The organism is Thalassospira sp. B30-1, assembly GCF_015767575.1.
GTDB classification, from domain to species: Bacteria; Pseudomonadota; Alphaproteobacteria; order Rhodospirillales; family Thalassospiraceae; genus Thalassospira; species Thalassospira xiamenensis.
Genome location: NZ_CP065232.1, coordinates 4,550,114 through 4,573,437 on the forward strand (window position 1 = coordinate 4,550,114; position 23,324 = coordinate 4,573,437).

Here is a 23,324-nt window from a genome sequence, read left to right on the forward strand (position 1 = left end):
ATGGATGCCACACTGGCAAAGCAGGCACGCCAACTCAATTTGCGCAATGGCGGTTCTGATTGCCCAATCCCGCCGATCATATTGATGACCGACGACAAACGCATGCCCGATCCGATCCCGGCAATCATCGGTCTGCCGCGCAGAAGCATGGTAATTTTCCGACACTACGGGCTCAAACCCAAGGACCGCGCACACCTTGCCTACATCGTTCGGCGAACCTGTCGCCAATATGGTCACCTTTGCCTGATTGCCGATGATCTTGCACTGGCCTTGCGCCTAGATGCCGATGGTATTCATTTGCCGGAATACCGCATCGAGAAAAGACCACATATCTATCGGCAAATACCACACGACATGTTTGTGACATCCGCCTGCCACAGCTTGCAAACGCTGCGCAAGCTGGCACTTCTCGCACCCGATCAACGTCCCGATGGTGTTCTGATCTCGCCGGTTTTTGCCACCCAAAGCCATCCCGGTGAACCGGGCATGACGTTTTCGATATTCCTTCAAAGAACTGCTTTTTGCCTCAGTCTTGGCCTTATCCCCGTTGCCCTTGGCGGCATAAAACCCGACAATGTCGCCCTGTTAAGGGGATCGGGCGTTGCATCTTTGGCCGGGATCGGGTTCTCTGCCACATAACACCGAGCAAAAGGTGACCGGAGATCGCCCGAAAATGCCTGCACATCACCATCCCGCCCGTAAGAAATTTACCCGGTTTGCATCAAAACAGCCGTTTCAGTTCGGCCTGCCCAATGTCAGCCCGGACCTCGTGCAGGCATCGGATAATAGCCCGGCCTATCTGACACGCACCTCATCGCTTTTGCGCCAGCAAATTCTTGCCAATGCGCCATCAGTAAAAATCATATCAGATAGCGTTCAACCTGATGTGCTTGCCCGCGATGCATGGGCCGATACCGATTTTGACCGGAAACGGGTCCTGTTTTTGATCCCGGACGATGCGATTGGCGATTGTGTCGGCATGGTTCTGTTTCTGCGTGCCTTTGCAACAAAATATCCCGGCGCGAAAATCGCTGTGCTCAATAGCGGTACGGCGTCTGACATATTCGCCACCATCCCCGATATCACGATCTTTCAGCTTTTCATCTCCGCCAAACGCCTCAAAACATTCGACTATCTGATCGATTTCAGCGAGATGGAAGGCTGGAAAGATATCGCGACCATGCCGGTTAACCCGGAAGAGGCACTTTGCGAGGCATTCGGAGTTCCGCCGATCCCGCTTGCATCCGAACGCGCACCGAAACTGGCATCGGGTATGAAAATTGGCATCCTGCCAATGGCCTCATCCCCCCTTCGCACCCTTCCCCCGGAACTAGTGCACGAAACCACAGAACTCCTTGCACAAGCCGGATTTGAAACCACTCTGATCCTCAACGCCTATCAGGGGGTAATGAAGAAATATAAGGACACGATCGGGTCGTTCAACACACCGAATATCCGCGTCGTTGACGGTTTCAAAACCATTGGAAATCTCGTGTCCTTCATCCGGGAACAGAATTATGTCGTGCTGGCCGATAGCGGACCTGCCCATATCACCAAGCTGTTTCAAACGCCCGGCATTGGTATCTATAGCTCGGCCTCTGCCACCGTTTTACAGGGCCGCCATCACAACCTTTACCCTTGGCAAAGCAGTTATAAAGGCGAGTTCTGCGAAGCGCCCTGCGGGCTTGCAAAATTGCGCGCAACCACATCGGGTGAAATCGGCTGCATGGGTAGCCTCCGACTTCCAATGTCGGAACTCGGAAACCTGCCGGTCAATTCTGACAGGGCACTGGCCGAACGGCTTGTGACCGAAAATCCGGTTCCCTGCGTCGCCGACCTTGTCGCACAGAAAGACCGCTTTTTAGCTTTTCTGCGTCAGGATATCGGGATCTGAGCCAGAACAACGGATGTTGGACAAAAAAGAAAAGGGCGGAAAACCGCCCTTTTCAAATCACGCTAATTCCCAGGAATTAGAAGGTCAGTGCCAGACCGGTGACAACGCCGTAACCGTCATTGTCCTCTGCGCCATCGACTTCGTCATCGAACCAGAAGATCGAGGATTTCCAGGCAACGCCGGCACCAAGGGTGTAGGCAAGGCCCAGATCGGCGGTGCTGATTTCACCGGTACCGTTACCACGGCTGCCATTACCATATTCAGCATAGCCATAGGTCAATGATACAGCTGCGGCATCCATTTCATAGGAAACACCAACGTCGAACTGATCGGTATCGTCCGGATTGCGGCTACCTTCGCTGAAGCCATAGTCATCGTCGGTATGGGAATAGGAGCCGCCAACGGTGAAGTTGCCGAAACCAACATTCAGACCGCCACCAACAAGATTGCCTTCCCCCCAGTTTTCGCCAATCGCGGAAACACCAAGCGAAATACCGTTGAAATCACCCATGTATTCAAGCGCACCGGAAACGATGTTGTCGCCAGAACCCGAGGTATCGGAATGCAATCCACCGATTGCGCCGTTCGAGACGTTTTTATCGAAGGAACCATTTTTACCACTATCATCCGCAAAGGATACACCAGCGCGGAAGCCGCTGAAACTCGGCGTGAAGTACGTGACGCGATTCTGATCACCATTCGGGACAGTGGTGTCGATCAGATAGGAGTTAACCCAGATGTCGAGGTCGCCATCGTTAACGCCAACCGGACCTACTGCTGGTGCAACGATCTGCATCGAATCGGCTGCACTATCGTTTTTGCCCATCTCAATACGACCGAAATTGCCGCTGACATACAGGTACTGTTCATCGATCTGGTCACTGGACGTTTCGCCTTCTAGCTCGACCACCGCACCAACTTCAATACCGTTATCGAGGGTGGTCGAGCCCTTGAAATGAATTTCGGTATCGGATTGGAAGGCGTTGTTGCGATCACCGACTTCCTGATCGGCAAAACCGGCCCACTGGTTCATGTAACCACCAACCGACAATTTAATCGGCTCGGAGGCCTGAGCTTGGCCGACAAACGCAACAGCAACAAGTGCGCTTGAAGCGATCAATATCTTTTTCATTTTACCCTCTTGGTTTTACGTGTGGACCGAGCATTTGTCTCAATAGACATGCTCGAACTCTCCCGACTGATAAAACGATTTAAATGACCAATAGTCAATTATAATGGAATAGATAATGTTTTTTGTCGCAAGTTTGTGGCAGAATAAGCACACTCAGATATTAAGGCCTATTACTCTGGGAACAATGATATTATCCCAGCAGACTTTGCAATTTCACATCCGCCCGATTATATGACCTATAGTCATTTAAATTACATGCTCAAAGCAACAAGCATTGGAAACATGGCTATCCACACACATGGCCAAAGATGACATTATCGCGCAGGCATTCCCTCTGCCTGCGCGAATTTTTATTGTCGCAGCACAAAACAAGTTAAGATCGTTTAATATTGGCAAAAATATCTTTCGCAGATAACCAACCGCAGCCAACAGAACATCGGTAATTTCTAAATAAAAAATCCCGCTCAGCGTTTTACAACAGAGCGGGATTGGCAATAAGAAGGGGGCTGAAAACCGCCCCCTTCAAATCGTACTAATTCTGGATGAATTAGAAGTCGAGACGCAGACCGGTTACAACACCGTAGCCATCGTTATCAGCAGTGGTATCGTTCTCCTGATCGAACCAGAAGACCGACGAACGCCACGAAACGCCAGCACCAAGAGCATAGCGCAGACCAAGATCAACCGCGCTGACGTCACCGGTACCGAAATCTTCATAACCATAGGTCAGGGAAACGGCAGCAGCATCCATGGCGTAAGACACACCAATATCAAATGCGTCCAGATCCTGGCCGGCAGTGTCACGCGAGCTCAGACCATAATCGTCGTCGGTATGGCCATAAGAACCACCAACGGTGAAGTTGCCAAAGCCAACATTAGTACCCAAGCCGTACCAATTGCCTTCACCCTGGTTTTCACCAACAGCCGACAGACCAAGCGATACACCACCGAAGTCACGGTTGAATTCCAGACCAGCGGAGATGATGTTGTCGCCAGCGCCCGAAGTATCGGAGCTCAGACCGCCAACAGTGGTTGAAGTACCTGAGGTGGTTACGGTTTTGTTGAAGGTACCGTTTTTGCCGCTATCATCAGCAAACGACACACCTGCACGGAAACCACCGAAGACCGGGGTGTAATAGGTCGCACGATTCTGGTCGCCGCTGGAGCGAACGGTGTCGATCAGATAAACGTTCGACCACTGGTCCATGTCACCGTCGTTGACGCCAACCGGGCCAACTGCCGGTGCGGTGATGCCCATGTCATCGGCGGCACTATCGTCTTTACCCAGTTTGAACTGACCGAAACCACCATTAATGTAAAGGTACTGTTCGTCGATCTGGTCAGAGGAGGTTTCACCTTCAAGTTCGATTACAGCTCCGATTTCAATGCCGTTATCAAGCGTGGTCGAACCTTTGAAGTGAACTTCGGTGTCAGACTGGAACGCGTTTTTACGACCACCGGAAGCAGTGGTATCTTCGTCAGAGAAGCCAGCCCACTGTTCCATGTAACCGCCAACCGACAATTTGATCGGTTCGGAAGCGGAAGCCTGGCCTGCAAAAGCAATAGCAACGAGCGCGCTGGAAGCAACAAGAATCTTTTTCATCTTACCCTCTTTATAATCTGTAGCCGATCAGCAACACCGTATTCCACACAACATGTCAGCTGACCACTGAGCGAGAGTAAAGCGGATATAATGACTTATGGTCAATTGATTTAAATGACCGATGACCAATTATGTCATTACGTGTGATATTTTAATCACAAATATTGCGGTTTTTTTCGTCATTTTTTCTGACCGTAAGCTACAAGAATAAAACCCGATGGCCTCCGGTAAAATATGCTTCCAGATAAATGACCGCCTATCCATTTATGTATGCTCGCTACAAAAAGGCTGAATTTCAGTTCTAAGTCGTAAAACGAAGATCAGCCATGATGTCATAAAGATGATCTGACGTACCTAATCGCTCACAGCTTCCTAAAACAAAAAAAGAAGGGAGCGATTTCTCGCTCCCTTCTCGCGTTTCTAGTTCTCTAAAGAGAATTAGAAGGAAAGTTTCAGGCCGGTAACTGCACCGTAGCCGTCGTTGTCGCTGGTGGTACCAGCTTTGTCTTCGTCAAACCAGAAGACAGAAGACTGCCAAGCAACGCCTGCGCCAAGCGTGTAGCTCATGCCCAGAGCAGCGCCCTGAGTTTCGGTGCTGCCAGTTTCCTGATATGCATAGGTTGCCGAAACAGAAGCAGCGTCCATGGCGTAGGAAACACCAAGGTCAAATGCATCGGTATCGTCAAGGCCAGCGGTGCTGTTACGCGAAGTCAGACCGTAGTCTTCTTCTTTGGTGCCGTAAGAGCCGCCAACAGTGAAGTTGCCGAAGCCAACGTTTACGCCAGCGCCATACCAGTTACCTTCACCCTGGTTTTCACCTTCAAGCGACAGACCAAGCGAGAAACCATCGAAGTCATTCGAGTAAGCAACAGCAGCAGAGACGATGTTGTCACCAGCACCCGAAGTATCGGAGGTCAGGCCACCAACGGTGGTAGAAGTGCCCGAAGTGGTAACGGTTTTGTCAAAAGTACCGTTGGTACGGCTGTCATCAGCGAACGACACACCAGCCTGGAAACCGCCAAAGTTCGGGGTGTAGTAGGTAACGCGGTTCTGGTCACCAGAAGACGGAACGGTATCGATTACGGTCATGTTGACCCAATCTTCCATACCGCCATCGTTCGGGCCAACCGGGCCAACAGACGGAGCGGTTACACCCATAGCGTCAGCCGCACTGTCGTTTTTACCCATTTCGATACGACCGAAGCCGCCGTTGACGAACAGGAACTGCTCATCCACCTGGTCGGTCGAGGTTTCGCCTTCGAGCTCGATACGTGCACCGATTTCGATGCCGTTATCAAGCGTGGTCGAGCCGGTGAAGTAAACTTCGGTGTCAGACTGGAACGCGTTTACACGACCACCAGCTGCATCGAGGTCCTGGTCAGCGAAACCAGCCCACTGTTCCATGTAACCGCCAACCGACAGTTTAATCGGCTCAGAAGCCGAAGCCTGGCCTGCGAAAGCAACAGCGACGATCGCGCTGGAAGCAAACAGAATCTTTTTCATCTTTTCCCTCAACGTCTTTGCAAGTGCGGAAAACCGCCTACAAAAATTAGATGAACGACTTTTCGCCGTTCGGTTCGGGGTAATGGAGCCAGTAAAACTATGGCGCGTCAACAACACTGTGATCGAAAAGATACATTCCCGCATCTTAGTTGCATATTTGACACACATGTTTTTGTTTGCTCCAAGCCGTGTCGGCCCTATAGTGCGGGCAGAAATTCTGATGCCTTGGACAAGGAATGGACCGTGCGATTGTCTCTTGTTAAAGTTTTTGCCCAGGTTGCAATATGTTTGCTGCTTGCAGCATGTGGTGCGGGCACCCAATCCGAATATGATAGTTATCCGGGCTCCGCGCCGGGTGACAAACGTGTTGGAACAACCGGCCGCTCGCAAACAATCGCGGACCAGAAAAAAGAAGGGACCCTGTTTGGTCCCGACGGCTTTAATTTTCTGGGTGGTGATGAAAGCAAGAATCAGGGCAACGGCACAGGTATAGGTGTGAACAGTTTTCTGTGGCGCGCATCCCTTGATACCCTCTCCTTCATGCCGCTGAATTCAGCCGACCCGTTTGGCGGTGTGATCATTACCGATTGGTACAGCCCGCCGGAAACACCAAACGAGCGTTTCAAGATTACGGGCTATATCCTCGGTACCGCCCTTCGCTCCGACGCGATCAAGGTCTCTGTCTTCCGACAGGTCCGAGTTGGAACGGACCAATGGGCAGATGCTGTGGTTGAACCAAGTACGATAACCGCAATGGAAGACTCGATTCTGACCCGTGCGCGTCAACTGCGCATTGACAGCGCAACCGCACAATAAGCATTCTGTTTGGATATGCCAGACACACCTATATATGTGTCAGGTCAATACAACCCCCATTCGCTGACACGTGAATGGGGGTTTATCTTGGCCCTTCATCGACCTGCATTATCACAATACGGGGATGATCTGCGCGCTGGGCGACTTGCAATCGCGTGCGAAATTCTTGGCCTGCTTCCTGCTTGGGAAGAACAAAAGGATTTTCCCCGCCAGCCAAAAAATGCAGGACCGGTTTCAACAGACATCATCGAAAACAATCTGGCAAAGCTTCATTCCCAGATAGGCAGTGATATCTTGTGCCTCACGCTTCTGGCAGATGTGCCACTTGATCGTCCTTTGCATATTACCCAAAGCAGCCTGATCGGCCATTGGCGCTGGCTGCGTCAGGTTTGGACCAAACTGGCGATAGACGAGCAGGCCTTTACCTTTATGCCTGAAGCCCAGGCTCACAGTTTACGAGATACGCCGAAAAGCAAAATTGTAGACGAGCTTGCAAAGGGTCGTTTCAATACGGCCGTTGCGAACCTGCGTAGCGACTTCAAGTCTCTTTCAAATAACAGCGACTCAGCTAAAGATCTTGAACTCAGACTTTCTTTCATCACGAACCTAACTCTGTTTTGCCCTTTGATCGGATCGGAACTATTGTATCGTCTTGGTCATGCGCCTTTCGGCAAAAACCATCACGCAAAAAATAGCGAGGAATGACGTTGCGCACCCTGTTATCGATTATCGCCGTGCTTGCCCTGACCGGCCTCACCGCTTGCGGCTTCCGCCCTCTTTATGCCGAGGATAAAGGCGGTGACAGTACCGCGGTCGATATGGCGAGGGTCAAAATATCGATGATGGAAGACCGAATCGGACAAATAACACGTAACGTTCTGGTCGAAACGCTGACCCCGCGCGGCCAAACTGTTCGGCCGGAATATACTCTCGATATTACTCTTGATGAATCAACTTCCGAACTCGGTTATACCAAGGACAATGAAGCAACTATTGCCGACTACATTTTGAGCGCCCAGTACCAACTTTCTCGAATTTCCGACTCAAGAATACTCCGTTCAGGCACGCTTCGCGCCCGAACAACTTACAACCTTGTCGACTCCGACTTTGCCTCACTAGAAGCAGAGTCCGCCGCCCGCTCAGACGCTGCCCGGAATCTTGCCCGACAGCTTGCCAATCAGGTCGCCGTTGGCCTGCGCAGCGGACGTTAGGTAATATCACGCAATGAAGCTCAAGGCGGCACAGGTTGAAAATTTCCTTCGCGCTCCCGATGCCAAGGCGCAACTCGTCCTGATCTATGGCGAGGATGAGGGGCTTGTACGAGAACGTGCGGTCAGACTTGCCAAAACCGTGGTCGAGGATCTCAAGGATCCATTCCGTGTAATCGAACTTGGCACCGCCCAGCTTAAGGAAGACGCCAGCCGTCTGCGCGATGAAGCCGCCGCCATCAGTTTTGGTGGCGGGCGCCGTGTGATCCGAATCCGCGACATTAGCGAGGCACAGGCCCCCGTCATTGCCGATTTCCTTGCCGATCCCGCCGGTGATGCCCTGATCGTCATCGAAGCCGGCAGCCTTGCGTCCAAATCGAAACTGCGTCAGACGGTCGAGAAAGCCGGTAATGGCATGGCACTGCCCTGCTATGCCGACAGCGGACGAGATATCGAAGCCCTGATCAATTCCGTCATGGAAGATCACAAACTGCGCATTGATCGCGATGCCATACGCTATCTGGTCGGTAACCTGGGCTCTGACAGGATGATTTCACGAAGCGAACTTGAAAAACTGGCTCTTTACGCTCTGAAAGAAGGTCAGGTCACATTGGCCGACGCGATGTCCTGTGTCGGGGATAGTTCCGCCCGCCATTATGACGATGTCGTGCAGGCCGTATCCCAGGGCAATGTCGCAAGCCTCGATAGCGCCCTGACCCGCCTGGTCGAAGAAGGCCTCAATCCGGTTGGCGCACTTCGCATGATGATCGGCTATTTTCAAAAACTACATCTGGTCAAAGGCCAGATTGCACAAGGCACGAATGCCGAACAGGCGATGAAATCGTTGCGTCCCCCCCTGTTTTTCAAGGCCGCAGATCAGTTTCGCGCCAATCTGCAGAATTGGGCATTGGGAAATCTGCAACGCGCCCTGCAAATCCTGCTAGAAGCCGAAAAGGATTGTAAAAGTGGGCTCGCCATCCCCGAAACCATCGCACACCGCGCGATGATCAAGGTCGCCGTTGCCCGCCAGAAGCAGGGCAGACGCTAACGACTATCCAATCCGCAACCGATAAGCAGCCCCACTGAACGAGTCGCACGGGGCTGCTTATCGGTTGCGGATTGGATATAAAAATCTATTCGTCGCTATTACTTAGGGCTCCATGAGCTTTACTCTTCAGGACTTTCGCGTCCGACAATGTCTCAAGCGCCTCTTCACCGACTTCATCCTGCTCAATCGGCATATCGCCTTCTGGCTCGTCTAGAAACGAGTCATCGACATCCAGCGCGATCTCGGTCGCGTCGGCAATCGATTCGAGCTCGTCAGTCAGAAGATCATCATCGATAAACATCGAATCGAATTCGTTGTTCCCCTCACCTTCGGGAACAAGCGGATCATCATCGTCATTAACCGGTGCCGACTCGCCCAACCGTCCCTGACTCAAACGTTTGAGAATATCGTCAAGTTGCTCAAGGGTTTCATACCGAACAGAGATTTTACCACCCGCCCCGTCAAAATCGATATTTACTGCCAGCCCCAACATATTGCTAAGATCATGCTCTAGCGCCACTGTATCTGGATCTTTATCGCTTGTGCGTCCCGACGAAGGCTTCTTCTGGCGCGCGGTTTTACCGCCGTCACTTTTCACCAGTTTCTCGGTCTGGCGAACGTTTAGCCCCTTCTTGACGATCTGGTTTGCCAGCTCGACCGCGTTATTCGCCCCCAACAGGGCCCGCGCATGACCGGGGCTCAGCACACGATCCGACAACATCTGCTTGATCGGTGCAGGAAGCGTCAACAAACGCAGGCTGTTCGCAATATGACTGCGGCTTTTGCCAAGCGCCTGAGCCAATGCCTCCTGAGTATGCGAAAAATCGCTCATCAGGCGGCTATAACCTTCGGATTCCTCGAGTGGCGACAAATCCTGCCTTTGCAGGTTTTCGATCAGGGCAATCTCGGCGGTTTCCCTGTCGTCAAAATCACGTACCAGAACCGGCACTTCGTGCAATTGCGCCCGCTGTGCAGCCCGCCAGCGACGTTCACCGGCAATGATTTCATAGGTGGTTTCACCTGTAGAGGACGCCCGCACAAGAATCGGCTGAATAATACCCTTCTGACGAATCGATGCCGCCAGATCGTCAATCGCCTCGTCATCAAAATTGCTGCGCGGCTGGAATGGTGATGGCTTCAGATCGGTGATGGCAATCAGCTGTGTGGTCCCGCCAGGGCCTGGATGAGCAACAGCCTCATTGCTACCAGCAACCGCTGCACCGACATCATCGTCTTCCTCGCCCAGCAGGGCCGATAGCCCCCGTCCCAAACCGCGTTTTTTTGCCTCACTCATGCCTTCACCCCTTCGCGTTTCAGAACTTCGCTTGCAAGATTAAGATATGCCCGCGACCCCGGACATTTCATATCATAGACAAGCACCGGCGTACCGTGGCTTGGCGCCTCTGATACACGGACATTGCGCGGGATCACCGTGCGATAAACGACATCACCAAAATAGTCGCGTACGTCATTGGCTACCTGTGCTGACAGGTTGTTACGCTTGTCATACATCGTCAAAACAATGCCCTGAATTTCAAGAGCAGGGTTAAAAGCCTTTTTCACCCGCTTAATGGTGCGTACCAGATGGCTTATCCCCTCCAGCGCGAAAAACTCGCACTGGAGCGGCACCAGAACCGCATCACTGGCAACCAACGCATTAAGCGTCAGCAAGCCAAGTGACGGCGGGCAATCGATCAGCACATAATCGACATCATGCGGCAACCGACCGAGCGATTCTTTAAGCTGCATCTCGCGGCGTTCAAAATCGACAAGCTCGATCTCCGCCCCAGAAAGATCCATACCTGATGGCACAATCGTCAGGCGTGGAATAGCAGTTGCCTTGCGTGCTTCTTCCAGCGTATTGCCGTTGATCAGCACGTCATAAGAACTTATCTGGCGCTCAGACGGACGCAGGCCCAAACCGGTGCTTGCGTTGCCCTGCGGATCAAGATCAACGATCAAAACCCGCTGGTTCACAGCCGCCAACGCAGTTGCCAGATTAATCGTGGTCGTGGTTTTACCAACCCCGCCCTTCTGGTTGGCCACGGCAATGATCCGCGGCCTGTGACCGGCCTCGGAAGAGATTGAAAGCGGCAAATCAATAACGTCGGTCACCGGTCAACTCCTTGCAAAATCAACACCACGCCTTCTGGATCAACCAGGCTGGCATGGGTGGTTACAGTGAATACCCAACCGGCTGCACGTGCATCGGCCAGCTCTTCCTCAAAGGCACGTCCTTTTAGCAACACATAATGCCCGCCCGGTTTAAGATGCCGCTGCCCAAGCTCCAGAAGCTTTGGCAATGGCGCAAATGCACGGGCTGTAATCACGTCGGCTTCACGCGCGTTGGCGACTTCAATACGCTCGCGGGCAATTTCGATCTGGCCCAACACCCCACAAACCCGCGCTGCTTCCAGCAGAAACACGGTTTTCTTGGTGTTTGATTCCATCAAAATTACGTCATTAGCTCCCAAAATCGCCAAAACGATCCCTGGGAACCCTGCCCCGGAACCGAAATCGACAATTTTCCCGCCACGGACAACGTCTTCCACATACGGCCAAAGTTGCGCAGAATCCTGTAAATGGCGTGTCCAGACGTCATCAGCCGTGCTGGCACCAACGATATTGATCCTCGGCTGCCATTTGACAACAAGGTCAGCATAAAGGCCAAGACGGTCCAATGTTTCACGTGAAACATTCAAATCGGTCTCAAACCATGTTTTTACGGGTTCTGAAATGGATTGCATGTTCGAGTTATAATCCGCGTTAATGATTCGCACCAGACTTGATTTTTTAAGCAAACACGTTTTATCGCGTCGAAATCAATAATTTTTGGGAAAAACACGAAAATGTTTCACGTGAAACATTCTACCGATAAGTAAAAGCATCACGCGTGCAAAAAGCCCGCGGTGAATGAAGCCCCATCGTCAATGACAAACAGCGGCACATCAAAAAAGGGCAGCACACTTATACAAAATGTACTGCCTTTCCGAAATTATGAACAACCCAACGTAAGTTCCAATCAGGCGCTGCGTATCGCCTTATGCTTGTGGCTTTTGATATGCCCAAGCAAGGCGGTCACTGCCGCGGGGGTGACACCCGGAATGCGTGATGCCGCACCAATAGTTTCGGGCTGGATTTCTTTCAGTTTCAGACGGATTTCTGCCGAGAGGCTGCCGACGCTATCGAAGTCAAGATCGCGCGGCAGACGCAATTCTTCATCCCGACGGAAGGCCGCAACATCGGCGGACTGGCGATCCAGATAGCCTTTATATTGCGCATCGATTGAAACCTGTTCTCGGATCGCCGGGGTAATTTCAGAAAGCTGCGGCCAGACGCGGGTCAAGGTATCGAAATCAATATCCGGATATGCCAGCAAGTCATACGCCGAGCGCCGCACACCATCCTGATTGATTTTGATGTCATGCTTCGCCAGACCATTCGGGGTTTCGGTCAAATCGGAAACGGTGCGTTTGGCTGTTTCAAGCGAAAGTTTTTTATCACCCCAAACCTGCTGGCGATGCGATGCCACGCAGCCGATGTCAAGACCACGATCCGTCAGACGCTGGTCAGCATTGTCCGCACGAAGCATCAAACGATACTCAGCGCGTGAGGTAAACATGCGATAAGGTTCGCGCGTGCCCAGCGTCACCAGATCATCAATCATCACACCGATATAGGCGTCAGCACGATCAAGAACAAATTCGCGCTCAACCGCCCCTGCTGTGCTTCCGGCGACAAGGGCAGCATTAACACCCGCGACAAGTCCCTGCCCGGCAGCCTCTTCGTAACCGGTCGTGCCATTGATCTGCCCGGCAAAGAACAGTGCACTGACTTTCTTGGTTTCCAGCGTATGGCGCAGCTCGCGCGGATCAACAAAATCATATTCCACTGCGTAGCCAGGACGGAAAATCGCGACCTTCTCGAGACCCGGAATGGTGGCCAGCATCGCAAGCTGAACTTCTTCGGGAAGTGAGGTTGAAATGCCGTTCGGATAAACCGTCGGATCGTCGAGCCCTTCTGGCTCCAGAAAAATCTGGTGCTGGTTCTTTTCGGCGAAACGCACAACTTTGTCTTCGATGGACGGACAATAACGCGGGCCACTGCTTTTGATCTGGCCACTATACATCGGAGCCCGATGCAGGTTTGCACGGATGATTTCGTGCGTCGCCTCAGTTGTCCAAGTCATGTGACACGGGATTTGCAGTACGGTGATTTCTTGGGTCAGGAAGGAAAACGGATCGGGCGGATTGTCACCCGGCTGTTCTTGAAGACTGGCCCAATCGATCGTTCGGCCATCAAGCCGTGCCGGGGTGCCGGTTTTCAAACGCCCCAAACGGAAGCCGAATTTTTCCAAAGTTTCCGAAAGACCAAGTGCTGGCGCATCACCGATACGCCCGGCCGGAGTGGTTTTTTCGCCAATGTGAATAAGACCACGCAGGAATGTTCCCGTTGTCAGAACCACCGCACCGGCATCATATTCGCGCCCGTCTTCGGTGATCACACCGGTCACGCGGCTGTCATCGCCCTCGGTAATTTTAAGGTCGTGAACCGCGCCTTCGATGATCGTCAGGTTTTCCTGATTGGCCAGAATATCCTGCACCGCTTCGCGATACAGCTTCCGATCAGCCTGCGCGCGTGGGCCGCGCACAGCCGGTCCCTTGGAACGGTTCAGCATTCGGAATTGGATCCCAGCGCGGTCAATCGCACGACCCATCACACCGTCAAGCGCGTCGACCTCGCGAACCATATGCCCCTTGCCAAGCCCGCCAATAGCCGGGTTGCAAGACATTTCTCCGATACGATCAGCACGGTGTGTGACCAGTGCGGTTTTCGCTCCCATGCGCGCAGCCGCAGCCGCAGCCTCGCACCCGGCATGGCCCCCGCCAACAACAATCACATCAAATCGGTTATCCGACATCGAATTCCTCGTTGAATTCCTTGACTACGCCAAGCCATGACATCTGCTCAATGCAACACAGCTTGCGAGTCTTATTCAGGTCTTAATTCAAAACCACGTGTCATCGAAATGGCCGATGTTTCACGTGAAACAATTTCTGATAATCTTATTTGCCGATACAGAAGTCGCCGAAGATAATATCAAGCAGGTCTTCCACATCGACGCGTCCGGTGATTTTACCGATTTCACGCACGGCAAGGCGAACATCCTCGGCCGCCAATTCGGCAATATCGGTCTGCAATCCGCGATCCAGATGATCACTGGCACGCTCAAGTGCCTGGCGGTGCCGCAGCCGTGTCAGGGGAACTGGTCCCGCAAAATCGAGCCCTTCTTTTACGCGAGTCTCCAGCAGTTGCAAGAGGCTTTCCATCCCCTGCCCGGTCATGGCCGATATGGGCAAAACGGGCAGCTCAAGCCGATCCCCTATTGCCGATTTTCCAGACCAGACTGTCGGGATATCGCCAACATCCACACCATCCACCTTATTGACCAGAAGGATCGTATTGGCATCAATCAGGCGCGCAGCCTCTGCGTCGATGTGGGGCCAGTCGGAACGATCCACCACAACAAGCCGCAAATCCGCATCCTCCGCGCGGGCGGTTGCACGGCGAACACCCTCGGTTTCGATCACATCGCCACTTTCGCGAAGGCCCGCAGTATCCACCATGGTGACGGGAAAACCACCAAGATCAAGATGGACTTCGATCATATCGCGCGTGGTTCCAGCGATCTCGGACACAATCGCCGCCTCACGCCTTGCCAGCCGGTTCAGAAGGCTTGATTTACCGGCATTAGGCGCACCGAGAATCACGATCTGGAAACCTTCGCGCAACCGTTCGCCGCGCCGGTTGTCGGCGAGATGTTTATCCATCTCGCCGTGAACGGATGACAAATCACCACGCACCACCGGCACAATACCACCAGGCAAATCTTCGTCCGGAAAATCGATATCCGCCTCGATGTAGGCCAATGCCTTCATTAAACGCGCGCGCCAGTTTTCGTAAAGGGCGCCCAATTCGCCTGCCATCTGGCGCACGGCCTGCCTGCGTTGGGCCGCAGTTTCGGCATCAATCAGATCGGCAATGCCCTCGGCCGCGGTCAGGTCCATTTTGCCATTTTCGAAGGCACGTCTGGTATATTCCCCCGGTTCGGCGATACGCAGGCCCGGTCGAGCGGCCAAGCAATCAAGAACACCGTCGATTACCGCACGCCCGCCATGAGTATGAAGCTCGACGACATCCTCGCCTGTAAAGCTGGCCGGACCTGCAAAATAGATCGCTACCGCATCATCAAGTCGCTCGTTCGTTTTCGGATCATGGATCGGCGCATAGATCGCATGACGTGGTTTTGGCAGGCTGTCGCGGCCCAGAAGCGCGCACAATGTCGCCCCAGCCATTGACCCGGATAGCCGGATAACCGCCACCCCGGCCCGCCCAGCGCCGCTGGAAAGGGCAAATATGGTGTCTGTCTGGCCCACTCGGATCGGGGTTCCACTGTCGGTCACGTTAATCGTCATCCGTTCTGCTATCCGTCACGCCATCTGAAGAAAAATGTTGCTGGCTGTCCATATCGGTCAGCATTCCGCGAAGGTCAACATATAGCTGCAATTACAAACAGGGCTTTAAGGCTGCACAAGATAGCTGAAAGCGGCATATCATCAGCTTTCTGACCACCACATGATCCTCGCGGAAATCGGTTTCCAGTTTGATTTACAGATCTTTGGAAACGGCACCAACTTGTCACCGTTCTCGTTGCCGGAAAACACAAAACGGCCCCTGTCGGAGCCGTTTGAAGTGATTGTCCTAATGATGATGCCGCGCATCGCTCCTTACCGGTTTATTGATCCGGGCTTAGGCGCAGCCGTTCAACCACCTTTCCCCCGACCAGATGGTCATTAAGGATGGTATCAATATCTTCGATCGTCTCGTAACGATACCAAGTGCCTTCGGGATAGATCACCATCACCGGCCCCAGTTCGCAGCGATCAAGACATCCGGCGGTATTGATACGAGTCATTGGCAGACCCAGTTCCTTGGCGCGAACCTTCATGTAATTGCGAAGCTTCGTAGCACCCTTGGAATTGCAGCATCCGCGTTCGTGCGTCGCGGGGCGCTCGTTCTGGCACACGAAAACATGCGCCTGATAAAAATGTGCCTCGGTCGTCAAGCTAGTCAGTCCTTGGTGTTCTTGCCAGTGGTGTTTCCGGCAGCGTTAAACTGGCTCCAGAAGGCTTTCTGAAGCTGTTCCCAGTTCTGCATGCCCTGCGGCAGCCAGGTATTGAGCATGGTTTCGGGATCCATCGCCGCAAGATTGGCTTTCATCCGGTCCTCTATATCTTTCATCAAGGCCTGCTGCATGGGCTGCACATCGGGCAGACCAAAAAAGGTGCGCAGTTCTTCCGGCGTGCAATCGATATCCACGGAAACTTTCATCGCCCTGATCTCCTCTGTTTGATCTTCTGCTTTTTATTGGGTCCATTATGGACGTCCGTGCGAAGTTCTCAATCACTATCGACCTCAGAGCACTTCCAATCAGTTAAAAGCCGATAAAATCGCAATATATTGCTAATCCAATCCCTTTACCCCCCTTGTCTTTCGCTTCAGGGGCTTTACCCTTACATCCATAGAATGAATGTCAGCAATGGGATGGAACACTGCCCTTCCCGCAAACCATAAAAAGCCCGCCACCTTTACAGGAAATCCGGACGGGCACAGGACACGATGCCATGAAACTTGCGCAGAACAACCTTGGTTCGGAAACCAGCCCCTATCTTTTGCAGCACCGTGATAATCCGGTGCATTGGCAACCCTGGAGTACCGAGGTTCTTGCCGCGGCCAAGGGGGCAAACAAGCCTGTTCTGCTATCGGTTGGCTATGCGGCGTGTCACTGGTGCCATGTTATGGCACATGAAAGTTTCGAGGATGATGGTATCGCGGCACTGATGAACGAGCTGTTTGTGAATATTAAGCTCGACCGCGAGGAACGCCCCGATCTTGATAGTGTCTATCAGAATGCGCTGGCATTGCTGGGTCAGCAGGGCGGATGGCCGTTGACCATGTTCCTGACGCCGGATGGCGAACCGTTCTGGGGTGGGACCTATTTCCCCAAGGAGGCACGGTATGGCCGCCCGGGATTTGGCGATGTTTTGAAGTCGGTTTCAGAAATCTATACCCAACAGCCCGATAACATCCGCCATAACGTTGCACAGATCGGTCAGGCGCTGATTAAAATGAATAGCGGTGCAACTGGTTCGATGCCGTCGCTCGCAATGATTGATCAGTGCGGGCATGGCTGCTTACAGATCATGGACGGCGAAAATGGCGGCACAAATGGTGCGCCAAAATTCCCGCAACCAAGCCTTCTGGCCCTTATATGGCGTGTCGGAGTTCGCACCAACGATACCGATCTTAAACACATCGTCCGCCACAGCCTTGATCGCATGTGCCAGGGCGGGATTTATGACCATGTCGGTGGCGGTTTTGCCCGTTATGCCGTCGATGACCAATGGCTGGTGCCGCATTTTGAAAAGATGCTGTATGATAATGCGCAGCTGATTGATCTTCTGTGTGATGTCTGGCGTGAAACCGGCAACCCGCTTTATGAAACCCGCATTTCCGAAACCATCGACTGGATCCTGCGCGATATGCGAGTCCCCGGCGGAGCCTTTGCCGCCAGCCTTGATGCCGACAGCGAGGGTGTAGAAGGCAAGTTCTATGTCTGGGACGAAGCCGAAATTAACGCCATTCTTGGCAATGATGCCGCCCTGTTCAAGGATATCTATGACGTCGGTCCCTCGGGCAACTGGGAACATAAAAATATCCTGAACCGCACGCAATCGGGCCTTGGCCTTGCGGACCGGACGACGGAAAAGAAACTTTCGGAAATACGGACAAAGCTTTTGGCAGTGCGTAACAAGCGCATATGGCCGGGATGGGATGACAAGGCTCTGACCGACTGGAACGCAATGACCATTGCAGCTTTGGCTGAAGCCGCAATGGTGTTCAAGCGCGCAGACTGGCTTGATTATGCGAAGCTTGCCTATAATTTTGTGATCAACAGCCTGATGACTGGCGAAAGCAATGACCGGCGCTTCCTGCATAGTTATCGCAATGGCAAGGCACAGCATGCCGGGATGCTCGAAGATTACGCGCACATGATCCGCACGGCTTTGCGGCTTTATGAATGCTTTGGCGAGGATGCATACCTTCGCGAAGCCACCGAATGGTGCGAAGCAGTCGAAAACCTGTTTGCCGACACCAAAGGTGGTTATTTCCAATCGGCATCTGATGCCGATGATCTGGTTGTGCGCCAGAAACCGCATATGGATAATGCGGTTCCGGCCGGAAATTCGGTCATGGCACAAAATCTGGCGCGGCTTTATGCACTGACCGGCGATACCAAATATCGCGACCGGGCGGAAATCACCATTGCCGCCTTTGCCGGGCGATTAAACGAACAATTTCCCAACATGCCTGGCCTTCTTCTGGCAGCCGAAATGCTGCAAAATCCGCTTCAGATCGTGCTGATCGCCAAGGAACCCAGCCAGATGTACATGGAAATGCGGCGCGCCATCTTTGCCGCCTATCTGCCAAACCGTGCGATCACCATTCTGGCCGACACCGATGCCCTGCCCGACCTGCACCCAGCCAAGGGAAAAACCGCGATTGACGGACATGAGACAGCCTATGTCTGTCAGGGGTCGGTCTGTTCCGCCCCGGTTACTAATGTCGCCGACCTTGCCAAGCTGCTTGCCAATTTACCAAATAAGTCGACATAAGAAGAGCCGCTGATACGATGCCTGCTCAACTCGGATGTTTCACGTGAAACATCCGATGGTTGGCCTCCTCCTCCGGCATCCAAAAATTAATTATGCCTTTTACCCCTTCCCACAAGCCGCAGGATTTCGACCATGCCGCAGATTTCGATGAACAGCCCGGTCGGGGCGATTACAATTTTCGAATTCGACGATCAGATCGTCGCCGTCGATTGGGGCTTTGTCGAGGATATGGAACCGAGTCCGGTCCTGAGCGATGCCAAAGCGCAGCTCAATGCCTATTTCGATGGCAAGCTTGATGCCTTCAACCTGCCGCTGGCGCCCGATGGCACCGATTTCCACAAGGCTGTATGGGAGGCGATGTGCAAAATCCCGCTGGGCAAAACCGCGACCTATAAGGATCTGGCGATTGCAGCCGGGGCACCAATGGCCTATCAGGCTGTTGGTACGGCCTGCGGGCTTAATCCAATCCCCATAATCATTCCATGCCACCGTGTTCTGGCGAGCGGCGGCAAACCGGGCGGTTATTCCGGCGATGGCGGACTTGAAACCAAACGCGCGCTTTTGAAAATCGAAGGCGTCGATCTGGTTATCCCAAGCGATCAGGGCAACCTGTTCTGAACAAAGCAGCTATCAGCCAATTTTGTCTGGCATTCCATCAGATGAAATACCGTCTTTTAACCTCCGTCCGAACGGACAAAACCAAACCTGCCGGATAGCAAAATGCCGTTTTCTGACATAGACTTGGTCCATTGATCAGACAAGCGCCAAAATGGCGCATTAACGGGAGGTCTCCATGACCAAAGCTTTCCGATTTTATGAAACCGGCGGCAGCGATGTCCTGCGTTTTGAAGATGTCGAGGTTGGTGCACCAGGTACCGGTGAAGTTCGCCTGCGACAGGAAGCCATCGGACTGAACTATATCGATATCTATTTCCGTTCCGGGGTTTATCCGGCCCCGTCCCTGCCATCGGGCCTTGGGCTTGAAGGTTCGGGCGTGATCGAGGCGGTTGGTGACGGCGTAACCGACCTTGCAGTTGGTGATCGGGTTGCCTATGCCGCACAACCGCTGGGTGCCTATGCCGAGGCACGTGTAATGCCGGCCAAGGGTTTGGTTAAAATCCCGGACGGAATCAGCTTTGATCTTGCAGCAGCCGCAATGTTGCAGGGCATGACCGCTCAGTATCTTTTGCGCCGAACCTATCACGTCAAAAAAGGCGATACGATCCTTATCCATGCGGCTGCAGGCGGGGTTGGCCAGATTGTTTGCCAGTGGGCCAAACATCTGGGTGCCACCGTAATCGGTACCGTCGGATCGAAGGAAAAAGCCGAGATCGCCAAATCCAAGGGCTGCGATTATCCGATCCTTTATCGCGAGGAAAAGGTATCCGAGCGTGTCAAAGAGATCACCAACGGCCAAGGCGTTGAAGTTGTTTATGATTCCGTCGGTAAGGATACCTTTGACGACTCGCTGGATTGCCTGAAACGTCTTGGCATGATGGTCAGTTTCGGCCAGTCATCAGGCGCTGTCCCACCCGTCCCGCTTAAAGCTCTCGCACCCGGAGCCTATTTCCTGACCCGTCCGAGCGTCTTTCAATATACCGCCACTCGCGAAGAGCTTCTGGCAACCGCGAACGAGCTATTTGACGTGCTGAAATCTGGTGTGGTGAAGATTGATATCGGCGCGACATATGACCTTGCGGATGCCAAACACGCACATGACGACCTTGAAGGCCGCAAAACAACGGGCTCGGTCATACTGAAACCCTAAGACTTTATCGCATTGAAAAACATCGATTCACGCCTTTGCGGAAATGAAAGGAATGGGAAGAGGCAGGGTTAAACCCCCGCCTCTTCCTTTTCCGTGTGCCAGGCACGAACATCGCGCGCGATAGCATCGAAACGATCCGACAGGCCGGAACTAACCGCACGGCACGGAGCAATGACAGCTTCGGCCCAATCGACATAGCGCAGAATCTGTTCTCGGTCCCAGCCAACCGGGGTATCGGTCAACATCGCGCCAACATTGGCGACCTTATCGGCCAGACGGACCAGTTTAGCCCCGTTACTAAGATGCGGGGCGGTTTCGATCTGGCGGGCTTTGCGCTCATCGCGCGGCAGCGCCTTGTCATCGCTGACTTCAAGGACGATATCGGCGATCATTTCATTGAAACAAGCGGCAATTTCATCGCGAGTCGCCCCGCAATCCTCGATCACATCATGCAGGACCGCAGCACAGAGCACGTATTCATCCGTATGCGGTTCGCACTCGATGATCAGGCGCGATACCTCGATCGGGTGATTGATGTAGGGTTCATGGGCCGGGCCTTTGCGGCGCTGGTCACGATGCGCGCGGGCGGCAAAATCGACGGATTTCAGTAAAAGCTGCATCAGCCTTGAAAAAAGTAGTGGAAGAACGAGACCAGAGTCACATTTGATTGCGGCTACTGCAAGCATTGATGGCTATCGACATCAAAAATCTATGCCCCACATACAGGAAAGAGCCAAAATCAAGGAGATAAGCGAGACATGCCCGAGGAAATGAATCTTAAACTAACCTTGCAAAATACCAGCACCGAACCTCTGCATTTAACCAGTCTGGCACCGCAAACCGGCTGGAAATCGGCCCCGCCCCATCATCTGGCCGCCAATAACCAAATGGATTGCGCAATCGTCGCTGCTGATGAGCTGACAATCACCCTTCGATACGGGGTACATCATATCGGGCTTCATTTTGGTAATGGAAAGCTGCATGTCGAACCGGGTGATAGCAAACTGATCCGGCAGAAACTTGACGGTCACAATGCCGAACTAACATTGGCAATGACCTGAATAGCGAAGTGTTTCACATGAAACATCCCGCAAGGTTGCAGATCAGGCCCGGTTCCGGCGAGTGCCTGCCATTCGGCGGCCCGCACAGCACAGATATATTCATCGCGCAAAGGCAACCTGTCACTGTTCAAGCGAAGTAGATCACAGTGATCTACCGCACTCATAAACCTGTCGGATACCTCCTGCCGGCAAACAAAAACCCCCGACAGATTGCCGGGGGTTTTCCATGACGGGTCGATTACAGGATCGAACGGCGATCAGCCATTCATTGAATCGAAGAAATCGTCGTTGTTTTTGGTCGATTTGAGCTTACCGAGCAGGAATTCCATCGCATCCTGCGGCCCCATCGGGTTGAGGATACGGCGCAGAACCCACATTTTGGAGAGCGCGCTTTTTTCGACCAGCAGTTCTTCCTTACGGGTACCCGATTTAAGAATATCGATCGCCGGGAAGATACGTTTGTCGGACAGTTTGCGATCCAGAATAAGCTCGGAGTTACCAGTACCTTTGAATTCTTCAAAGATGACCTCGTCCATGCGCGAACCGGTATCAATCAGGGCAGTTGCGATGATGGTCAGCGAACCGCCTTCTTCTATGTTACGTGCCGCACCGAAAAAGCGTTTCGGACGCTGCAGGGCGTTGGCATCGACACCACCGGTCAGAACCTTGCCGGAGCTTGGAACGACAGTGTTGTAAGCACGTGCAAGACGAGTGATGGAGTCCAGCAGGATGACGACATCGTGCTTGTGCTCAACCAAGCGTTTTGCCTTTTCCAGAACCATTTCAGTGACCTGGACGTGACGCTGTGCGGGTTCGTCGAAGGTCGAACTGATGACCTCGCCCTTCACGGAACGGTCCATGTCGGTCACTTCTTCCGGGCGTTCATCAATCAGAAGAACGATCAGATAGGCTTCCGGGTGGTTTTCCTCAATCGCGTGCGCAATGTTTTGCAGCATCACGGTTTTACCTGTGCGCGGCGGTGCGACGATCAGGGCACGCTGACCTTTACCAAGAGGGGAAACAAGTTCAATCACACGGTTCGTGATGTCCTTGTTGCCTTCCTGATCAAGGTGGCGCTCCATCTTGAGCGGTTCGTCCGGGTAAAGCGGGGTCAGGTTATCGAAATTGATGCGATGGCGGACTTTTTCGGGCGCATCAAAGTTGACCTTGTCGACCTTGAGCAGCGCGAAATAACGCTCGCCCTCCTTGGGCGAACGAATCTGGCCTTCAACCGTATCGCCCGTGCGCAGACCAAAGCGCCTAACCTGGCTCGGCGAGACATAGATATCGTCCGGACCGGCAAGATAGTTTGCCTCGGGACTGCGCAGGAAGCCAAAGCCGTCTGGCAGAACCTCCAACACGCCTTCGCCGAAAATGGCATGATCGTTTTCGGCCAGCTGTTTGAGAATGGCAAACATCAGCTCCTGTTTACGGAGCGTGCTGGCGTTTTCGATTTCGAGTTCCTCGGACAGGGCAAGAAGCTCCGTCGGGGATTTCTTTTTGAGTTCCTGAAGATGCATATGTGCGTTTAATGATCTTGTGATTGCCGGGAAA

General features: G+C 53.0%; 22 protein-coding genes. 10 read left to right on the forward strand and 12 right to left on the reverse strand.

Annotated elements, in window-relative coordinates; all coding sequences use genetic code 11:
* Together IT971_RS21145 and IT971_RS21150 are read left to right on the forward strand one after the other, a co-directional pair.
* Positions 1-639, forward strand: a complete 639-nt coding sequence (locus tag IT971_RS21145) for a thiamine phosphate synthase (RefSeq protein WP_063114486.1) — start codon at positions 1-3, stop codon at positions 637-639.
* A gap of 34 nt (positions 640-673) precedes the next feature.
* Complete coding sequence (locus IT971_RS21150; RefSeq protein WP_063092287.1) at positions 674-1,894, forward strand: glycosyltransferase family 9 protein; 1,221 nt, start codon at positions 674-676, stop codon at positions 1,892-1,894.
* A gap of 76 nt (positions 1,895-1,970) precedes the next feature.
* Here IT971_RS21150 and IT971_RS21155 read toward each other — a convergent pair whose 3' ends face one another.
* The 3 genes from IT971_RS21155 to IT971_RS21165 all read right to left on the reverse strand — a co-directional run bounded on the left by IT971_RS21155 (position 1,971) and on the right by IT971_RS21165 (position 6,132).
* Complete coding sequence (locus tag IT971_RS21155) at positions 1,971-3,026, reverse strand: porin (RefSeq protein ID WP_063092286.1); 1,056 nt, start codon at positions 3,024-3,026, stop codon at positions 1,971-1,973.
* 547 nt (positions 3,027-3,573) lie between these two features.
* On the reverse strand, positions 3,574-4,629 hold the full coding sequence (locus tag IT971_RS21160) for a porin (RefSeq protein ID WP_063092285.1): 1,056 nt from the start codon (positions 4,627-4,629) through the stop codon (positions 3,574-3,576).
* A 438-nt stretch (positions 4,630-5,067) separates the two neighbouring features.
* Entirely contained in the window at positions 5,068-6,132 is a 1,065-nt protein-coding gene (locus tag IT971_RS21165) for a porin (RefSeq protein ID WP_063092284.1), read from the reverse strand.
* A 291-nt stretch (positions 6,133-6,423) separates the two neighbouring features.
* On the opposite strand from IT971_RS21165, the gene IT971_RS21170 reads away from it, so the two are divergent.
* From IT971_RS21170 to holA, 4 genes are all read left to right on the forward strand, one after another.
* The gene (locus IT971_RS21170) at positions 6,424-6,948 is read left to right on the forward strand and encodes a DUF3576 domain-containing protein (RefSeq protein WP_223305229.1); all 525 of its coding nucleotides are present in this window, start codon (positions 6,424-6,426) and stop codon (positions 6,946-6,948) included.
* An 87-nt stretch (positions 6,949-7,035) separates the two neighbouring features.
* Positions 7,036-7,653, forward strand: a complete 618-nt coding sequence (locus tag IT971_RS21175; protein WP_063092283.1) for a hypothetical protein — start codon at positions 7,036-7,038, stop codon at positions 7,651-7,653.
* A complete protein-coding gene (locus IT971_RS21180) occupies positions 7,650-8,159 on the forward strand; it encodes an LPS assembly lipoprotein LptE (RefSeq protein WP_063092282.1) in 510 nt (169 codons plus the stop codon). The genes IT971_RS21175 and IT971_RS21180 overlap by 4 nt, the downstream gene beginning before the upstream one ends.
* Positions 8,160-8,172: 13 nt before the next feature.
* A complete protein-coding gene (holA, locus tag IT971_RS21185; protein ID WP_063092281.1) occupies positions 8,173-9,204 on the forward strand; it encodes a DNA polymerase III subunit delta in 1,032 nt (343 codons plus the stop codon).
* Positions 9,205-9,289: 85 nt separating this feature from the next.
* On the opposite strand, the gene IT971_RS21190 is transcribed toward holA, so the two are convergent.
* The 7 genes from IT971_RS21190 to IT971_RS21220 all read right to left on the reverse strand — a co-directional run bounded on the left by IT971_RS21190 (position 9,290) and on the right by IT971_RS21220 (position 16,596).
* A complete protein-coding gene (locus IT971_RS21190) occupies positions 9,290-10,498 on the reverse strand; it encodes a ParB/RepB/Spo0J family partition protein (RefSeq protein WP_063092280.1) in 1,209 nt (402 codons plus the stop codon).
* Positions 10,495-11,319, reverse strand: coding sequence for a ParA family protein (locus IT971_RS21195; RefSeq protein ID WP_007088522.1), 825 nt, complete (start codon positions 11,317-11,319; stop codon positions 10,495-10,497). The genes IT971_RS21190 and IT971_RS21195 overlap by 4 nt, the downstream gene beginning before the upstream one ends.
* Positions 11,316-11,951 (reverse strand): 16S rRNA (guanine(527)-N(7))-methyltransferase RsmG, encoded by a 636-nt coding sequence (gene rsmG / locus IT971_RS21200; protein WP_063092279.1) that lies wholly within the window; start codon positions 11,949-11,951, stop codon positions 11,316-11,318. Before rsmG ends, IT971_RS21195 begins: the two co-directional genes overlap by 4 nt.
* A gap of 275 nt (positions 11,952-12,226) precedes the next feature.
* Entirely contained in the window at positions 12,227-14,125 is a 1,899-nt protein-coding gene (mnmG, locus tag IT971_RS21205; RefSeq protein ID WP_063092278.1) for a tRNA uridine-5-carboxymethylaminomethyl(34) synthesis enzyme MnmG, read from the reverse strand.
* Positions 14,126-14,270: 145 nt separating this feature from the next.
* A complete protein-coding gene (gene mnmE / locus IT971_RS21210; RefSeq protein ID WP_051682177.1) occupies positions 14,271-15,680 on the reverse strand; it encodes a tRNA uridine-5-carboxymethylaminomethyl(34) synthesis GTPase MnmE in 1,410 nt (469 codons plus the stop codon).
* A 320-nt stretch (positions 15,681-16,000) separates the two neighbouring features.
* Positions 16,001-16,330: a ferredoxin gene (locus tag IT971_RS21215; RefSeq protein WP_063092277.1), complete on the reverse strand. Its 330-nt coding sequence runs from the start codon at positions 16,328-16,330 to the stop codon at positions 16,001-16,003.
* A gap of 5 nt (positions 16,331-16,335) precedes the next feature.
* Positions 16,336-16,596: a DUF6489 family protein gene (locus IT971_RS21220; protein ID WP_007088517.1), complete on the reverse strand. Its 261-nt coding sequence runs from the start codon at positions 16,594-16,596 to the stop codon at positions 16,336-16,338.
* A 293-nt stretch (positions 16,597-16,889) separates the two neighbouring features.
* On the opposite strand from IT971_RS21220, the gene IT971_RS21225 reads away from it, so the two are divergent.
* From IT971_RS21225 to IT971_RS21235, 3 genes are all read left to right on the forward strand, one after another.
* On the forward strand, positions 16,890-18,941 hold the full coding sequence (locus tag IT971_RS21225; RefSeq protein WP_063092276.1) for a thioredoxin domain-containing protein: 2,052 nt from the start codon (positions 16,890-16,892) through the stop codon (positions 18,939-18,941).
* Between the two features lie 132 nt (positions 18,942-19,073).
* Positions 19,074-19,559 (forward strand): methylated-DNA--[protein]-cysteine S-methyltransferase, encoded by a 486-nt coding sequence (locus IT971_RS21230; RefSeq protein ID WP_063092275.1) that lies wholly within the window; start codon positions 19,074-19,076, stop codon positions 19,557-19,559.
* Positions 19,560-19,734: 175 nt separating this feature from the next.
* Positions 19,735-20,709: a quinone oxidoreductase gene (locus IT971_RS21235; protein WP_063092274.1), complete on the forward strand. Its 975-nt coding sequence runs from the start codon at positions 19,735-19,737 to the stop codon at positions 20,707-20,709.
* A gap of 68 nt (positions 20,710-20,777) precedes the next feature.
* Here IT971_RS21235 and IT971_RS21240 read toward each other — a convergent pair whose 3' ends face one another.
* Positions 20,778-21,329 carry an HD domain-containing protein gene (locus tag IT971_RS21240; protein WP_007088513.1) on the reverse strand — a complete coding sequence of 184 codons (552 nt, stop codon included), beginning with the start codon at positions 21,327-21,329 and terminating at the stop codon, positions 20,778-20,780.
* 138 nt (positions 21,330-21,467) lie between these two features.
* On the opposite strand from IT971_RS21240, the gene IT971_RS21245 reads away from it, so the two are divergent.
* Positions 21,468-21,770 carry a hypothetical protein gene (locus tag IT971_RS21245; protein WP_063092273.1) on the forward strand — a complete coding sequence of 101 codons (303 nt, stop codon included), beginning with the start codon at positions 21,468-21,470 and terminating at the stop codon, positions 21,768-21,770.
* A 257-nt stretch (positions 21,771-22,027) separates the two neighbouring features.
* On the opposite strand, the gene rho is transcribed toward IT971_RS21245, so the two are convergent.
* Positions 22,028-23,290 carry a transcription termination factor Rho gene (rho, locus tag IT971_RS21250; protein ID WP_007088512.1) on the reverse strand — a complete coding sequence of 421 codons (1,263 nt, stop codon included), beginning with the start codon at positions 23,288-23,290 and terminating at the stop codon, positions 22,028-22,030.
* Positions 23,291-23,324: the final 34 nt, after the last annotated feature.